The following is a 6000-nucleotide window of genomic DNA, read 5'->3' as shown; positions in this document are numbered from 1 at the left end:
CCTTGACCGCGAATTCCGTGGCCGCTTTCGGCAGATATTTTTCCGGATTGTCGACAAAGTCGACGGGACCACCCAGTGCCGCCACCATGCGCGCGAAGATGGAAGCGGCGCGGCCGCCGGCCAGCGTTTCGGCGGCGCGGCGCAGGCCGCCCTGGTTGGACGACACCAGGCCTGCCGATTGCAGCATCTCGGCGGCCAGCGCCAGCGTCACGTCCTCCAGCCGCCGGTCGCGAAAGCGGCCGGTGAGAAAATCGACGGCGTTGCGCACCTCGACCGCATTGCCGGCGGCGGACGCCAGGGGCTCGTTCATGCCGGTGACCAGCGCCGAGGCCTTAAGGCCGGCGCCATTGGCGACGTCGACCAGGCTGTTGGCCAGTGCGGTTGCGTCGCGCGATTTCTCCATGAAGGCCCCGTTGCCGACCTTGACGTCAAGCACCAGCGAATTGAGGCCGGCGGCCAGCTTCTTCGACAGGATCGAAGCAGTGATCAGCGGCACCGATTCGACCGTTCCCGTCACATCGCGGATGGCGTAGAGCCTGGCGTCGGCGGGTGCGAGATCGGCGGTCTGGCCGATGATGGCGCAGCCGGTTTCGAGCACCGTCTTGCGGAAGCGCGCAACATCCGGCTGGCTGATATAGCCGGGGATGGCATCCATCTTGTCCAGCGTGCCGCCGGTATGGCCCAGACCCCTGCCGGAAATCATCGGCACATAGGCGCCGCAGGCAGCGACGATCGGCGCCAGCATCAAGGAGACATTGTCGCCGACGCCGCCGGTCGAATGCTTGTCGGTGACCGGGCCGGGCAGATCCGACCAGTCGAGCACATCGCCGGAATCGCGCATCGCCATAGTCAGCGCCACCGCCTCGTCGCGGCTCATGCCGTTGAAGAACACCGCCATGGCAAAGGCGCCGACCTGCGCGTCGGTGACTGTGCCGGCGGTCAGACCCTCGATGAAGAACGCTGTCTCCTCAGCCGAGAGCTTCTGGCCGTCGCGCTTGCGGCGGATGATTTCCTGGGGAAGCATCAGGCGTCGACCCTGTGCTCCGGAAGCCCGTCCTGAAAAACACGCTGCAGAATGGTCGCCAGCCGCGCACCGCCAACCGGCGCCATGTCCTTGGTCTCCTGGTGCGACAGCTCGGCTCCGGTCATGCCGGCAGCAAGGTTGGTCACGACCGAACAGGCGGCGACGCGCAGCCCAAGGAAGCGGGCGAGAATGACCTCCGGCACCGTCGACATGCCGACCGCGTTGGCGCCCATGACGCGCGCCATGCGGATCTCGGCGGGCGTCTCGAAGCATGGGCCGGAGAACCACATATAGACGCCCTTGTGCAGCGTGGTACCGGTGGCCTTCGCCGCCTGCTCGATGGCGGAGCGGAGACCGGCGTCATAGGCTTCGGTCAGGCCGACGAAACGGCGGTCGCTCGGTTCGCCGATCAGCGGGTTGGAGCCCGAGAAATTGATGTGGTCGGTGATCAGCATCACCGAGCCCGGGCCCATCCCGGGATCGACCGAACCGGCGGCGTTGGTGAGGATCAGCCTGGAGATGCCGAGGCCGGCGAGCACCTCGAGTGCCGGCCGCATCGCCGCCGCGTTGCCGTGCTCGTAATAATGCGCCCGGCCGGACAGCATCAGCACCGGCGTGCCGGCAAAGAGCCCCGCCACCACCTCGCCGGCATGGCCGCTGACTCCGCTTCGGGGAAACCCCGGCAAGTCGGCGTAGGAGATGCGCACCGCATCCTCGACTTGGTCGACAAGCCCGCCAAGCCCTGACCCCAGCACCAAGGCGGTAGTCGGCGCCAGCCCGTCCAGCCTTTCGACGAGGTGATCGAGCGCTTCCTTCATTTCAGCACATCGCCTTCAAACCCGTATGGCAGCAACTCGCCCATGGTCACGGTTTCGACCACGCCGCTATCATCGCAGAGATAGAACTTCGTCTCCGGCCGGCAGAATTCCGCCAGCCGCTGCCGGCAGCCGCCGCAGGGCGAGCATTTTGCCACGCGTTCGGCGATCACGGCGATTTCCGTGATTTTGCCGCCGCCGCCCATGATGTAGTTGGCAAGTGCGGTGGTTTCGGCGCACCAGCCCTCCGGATAGGACGCGATCTCGACATTGGCGCCGGTGAAGACACGGCCGTCCTCGGTGCGCAACGCCGCGCCGACCGGAAATTTCGAATAGGGCGCATAGGCCTTGGCCATGGCGGCTTTCGCCGCTTCGAACAGATCATGAGCCATAATAGATCAGCGTTCCTTGACATAAGGCACGCCGCCGGCGCGCGGCGGGATTGCCTTGCCGATGAAGCCGGCAAGCAGGATGACGGTCAGCACATAGGGCAGCGCCTGCATGAATTGCACCGGCACCTTGCCGATCAGCGGCAGCGGCGTGCCTTGCAGGCGGATCGACGCGGCGTCGAGGAAGCCGAACAGCAGGCAGGCGAACATGGCGTTGACCGGTTTCCATTTAGCGAAGATCAGCGCGGCCAGCGCGATATAGCCCTTGCCGGCGGTCATGTCCTTCACGAAGCCGCCATTCTGCACCATCGACAGATAGGCTCCGGCAATGCCGGTGAGCACGCCGGTGCAGATCAGCGCCCGATAGCGCAGCCAGGCGACTGATATGCCGGCGGTGTCGACCGCGGCCGGGTTCTCGCCGACGGCGCGCAGGCGCAAGCCGAAGCGGGTGCGAAACAGCACCCACCAGGTGAACGGCACGGCCAGGAAGGCGAGATAGACCAGCACGGAATGGCCGGAGATGAGTTCCGAATAGATCGGCCCGAGAATCGGAACGCTCCTGAGCGCCTCTGCGCCCGGCCAGATGATTGCCTCGAAGCGCTCGCCGGCGGCCAGCGCCGGCGTGCGCCCGCCTTGCTGGAACCAGGCCTGGCCGAGCATGATCGTCGATCCGGCGGCAATGAAATTGATCGCGACGCCGGAAACGATCTGGTTGCCGCGATGGGTGATCGAGGCAAAGCCGTGGATCAGCGCGAAGGCAACCGAGATGAGGATGGCCATGCCGAGGCCGAGATAGGCCGAGTGGAAGACCGAGGCGGCGGCCGCACCGGCGAAGGCGCCGACAAGCATCTTGCCCTCGAGCCCGATGTCGAAGACGCCGGCCCGCTCCGAATAGAGGCCGGCGAGACAGGCGAGCAGCAAGGGCACAGACAGGCGGATGGTCGAGTCCAGGACCTGCACGATAGCGTTGAAGAAATCCATCTCAGGCGCCCTTCCCCTTGACCGCTTCCATGCCGACCGATTTCGGGCTGAGCGAGGCGAACAACGCCTGGACGTAGGGCCGGAACATATGCTCGAGCGCGCCGGCGAACAGGATCACGAGGCCCTGGATGATGACGATCATGTCGCGGCTGATCACCGGCATCTCGAAGGCGAGCTCGGCGCCGCCCTGGTAGAGCATGCCGAACAGGATCGCCGCCAGCACGATGCCGACCGGGTGCAGGCGTCCCATCAGTGCCACCGCGATGCCGACGAAACCGGCGCCCGAAACGAATTCGAGCGCGACATTGTGCTGGTCGCCCATCGTCGGGTTGAGCGCCATCATGCCGGCCAGCGCGCCCGAGATCATCATCGCAATGATGATGATGCGGATCTCCGAAATGCCGGCATAACGCGCCGCTTTCGGGCTGTGGCCATAGGTGCGCATCTCGTAGCCGAGCTTCGTGCGCCAGATCAGCACCCACACCAGAAAGGCCATGGCTAGCGCCAGCAGGGAACTGACGTTGAATGGCGCCGAACGGATTTTGGCGCCGAACAATTCGATGACCCAGTTGAGCTTCGGCAATTGCGCGCCTTCGAGGAAGGTGCGCGTCTGCGGCGCCATCGAGCCGGGCGGCTTCAGCATCCCCACCAGCGCATAGACCATGACGCTGGCAGCGATGAAGTTGAACATGATGGTGGTGATGACGATATGCGAGCCGCGCTTGGCCTGCAGATAGGCCGGGATCAGCGCCCACAGCGCGCCCATCGCCGCGGCGGCGATAATGGCGATCGGGAAGGTCAGCCACCAAGGCAGGAAGCTGTCGAAGGCCAGACAAACAATGCCGATGCCGAGACCGGCGATATAGCCCTGGCCCTCGCCACCGATGTTGAACAGGCCGCAATGCGCCGCAACCGCCACCGAAAGCCCGCTGAAGATGAAGGTGGTGGCATAGAAAAGCGTGAACGCGATGCCTTGGCCGCGGCCGAAGGCACCCTCGACCAGGACGACGGCTGCGCGCAGTGGGTTCTCGCCAACCAATATGACGACGAAGCCGGCAACGACGAAGGCGACGAACAGGTTGATCAGCGGGATCAGCACGTAGTCGGCCCAGGCCGGCAGCTTGGCATAGGGAGTGCTCATTCCGCCGCCTCGCGCTGCTCGACGCCGGCCATCAGCAGGCCGAGCTCGCCCTCGGTCGCGTCGGGGCCGCGTTCGCCGACGATGCGGCCGGCAAACATCACCAGGATGCGGTCGGACAGCGAGCGGATCTCGTCGAGCTCGACCGAAACCACCAGCACCGCCTTGCCTTGGTCGCGCATGGCGATGAGGCGCTTGTGGATGAATTCGATGGCGCCGACATCGACGCCGCGTGTCGGCTGGCCGACGATCAACACGCCGGGATCTTGTTCCATTTCCCGCGCCAGCACGATCTTCTGCTGGTTGCCGCCGGAGAAATTGGCGGTCTTGAGGCGGCAGTCCGCCGGGCGGATGTCATATTTGACGATCTTGTCCCTGGCATCGTTACGGATGGCGTCGATGTCGAGAAACGGCCCCTTCAGATAGCGCGCGTCGTCCTGGTAGCCGAGGATCGAATTCTCGTTTTCCTCGAAGGCCAGCACGAGCCCGACATGATGGCGGTCCTCCGGCACATGGGCGAGGCCGCGCTCGCGCAGCTCGCCAGGGTCGGCGGCGCCGGTGAGGTCGATCGGCTTGCCGTCGAGCATGACCGAGCCCGAAACGGCATGCCTGATGCCGGAAATCGCCTCGAGCAATTCGGACTGCCCGTTGCCGGCGACGCCGGCAATGCCGACGATCTCGCCGGCATGGACGTCGAAGGAGACGTCGTCGACCATGGTGACGCCGCGGGAATCCTTGACCGTCAGGTTCTTGACCGCGAGCTTGACGCCGCCGGCCTTCGCCTCGCCCTTTTCGACGCGCAGCGGCACGCGCCGGCCGACCATCAGCTCGGCCAGCTCCTCGACCGTGGTCTTCCTGGTTTCGCGTGTCGCCACCATGGTGCCCTGGCGCATCACCGAGACCGTGTCGGTGATCGCCATGATCTCGCGCAGCTTGTGGGTGATCAGCACGATCGTCTTGCCCTGCTCCTTCAGCTGCCTGAGGATGCGGAACAGATGGTCGGCCTCGGCCGGCGTCAGCACGCCTGTCGGCTCGTCGAGGATCAGGATCTCGGCGCCGCGATAGAGCGCCTTGAGGATTTCGACGCGTTGCTGCAGGCCGACCGGCAACTCCTCGATGATGGCGTCGGGATCGACTTCGAGCCCGTATTCGCGCTCGAGCCGCTCCAGCTCGGAACGCGCCTTGGCAATGCTCTTCTTCAGCAGCGCATCGCTTTCGGCGCCGAGAATGACGTTTTCCAGCACCGAGAAATTGTCGACCAGCATGAAATGCTGATGCACCATGCCGATGCCGAGCGCGATCGCATCGTTTGGCGTCTTGATCGATGCCGGCTGGCCGCCGACACGGATCTCGCCGGAATCGGCCTGGTAGAAACCATAGAGGATCGACATCAGCGTCGACTTGCCGGCGCCGTTTTCGCCGACGATGCCATGGATAGTGCCGCGCATAATCTCCAGATTGATGTCGCGGTTGGCGCGCACGGCGCCAAAGCTCTTGTCGATGCCGATCAGCTCGATTGCGGCTTGCGCCATGCAGCCTGTTCCCACTGTTATTTTTTTACCGCTTGGTCAAACGCCTAGCATGACGCCCAGTCTGTGCCAATTGGGTCCCTACCAATTGGCCGGAGCAGGGTTCACTCTCGACAAATCCCGC

Annotated in this window: 6 protein-coding genes; all 6 read right to left on the bottom strand. The window is 64.8% G+C overall.

The genetic code is table 11. The features are described from left to right. A partial coding sequence (gene deoA / locus NKI72_RS29705) for a thymidine phosphorylase (RefSeq protein ID WP_352851590.1) occupies positions 1–1024 on the bottom strand: 1024 nt, incomplete at its 3' end. Further along, the gene (locus tag NKI72_RS29700) at positions 1024–1842 is read right to left on the bottom strand and encodes a purine-nucleoside phosphorylase (RefSeq protein WP_352448279.1); all 819 of its coding nucleotides are present in this window, start codon (positions 1840–1842) and stop codon (positions 1024–1026) included. The genes NKI72_RS29700 and deoA, both read right to left, overlap by 1 nt. After that, positions 1839–2231 carry a cytidine deaminase gene (cdd, locus tag NKI72_RS29695; RefSeq protein WP_352488680.1) on the bottom strand — a complete coding sequence of 131 codons (393 nt, stop codon included), beginning with the start codon at positions 2229–2231 and terminating at the stop codon, positions 1839–1841. The genes NKI72_RS29700 and cdd overlap by 4 nt, the downstream gene beginning before the upstream one ends. A gap of 6 nt (positions 2232–2237) precedes the next feature. Beyond that, a complete protein-coding gene (locus NKI72_RS29690; RefSeq protein ID WP_352469471.1) occupies positions 2238–3209 on the bottom strand; it encodes an ABC transporter permease in 972 nt (323 codons plus the stop codon). 1 nt (position 3210) lies between these two features. Next, the gene (locus tag NKI72_RS29685) at positions 3211–4350 is read right to left on the bottom strand and encodes an ABC transporter permease (protein ID WP_352469470.1); all 1140 of its coding nucleotides are present in this window, start codon (positions 4348–4350) and stop codon (positions 3211–3213) included. Continuing rightward, complete coding sequence (locus NKI72_RS29680; protein ID WP_352851589.1) at positions 4347–5879, bottom strand: ABC transporter ATP-binding protein; 1533 nt, start codon at positions 5877–5879, stop codon at positions 4347–4349. The genes NKI72_RS29685 and NKI72_RS29680 overlap by 4 nt, the downstream gene beginning before the upstream one ends. Between the last annotated feature and the right edge of the window lie 121 nt (positions 5880–6000).

Origin of the sequence: Mesorhizobium sp. M0437 (assembly GCF_040321335.1) — a bacterium.
In the GTDB taxonomy this organism is placed as follows: Bacteria; Pseudomonadota; Alphaproteobacteria; order Rhizobiales; family Rhizobiaceae; genus Mesorhizobium.
This window is presented reverse-complemented; position numbering and strand designations above follow the sequence as displayed.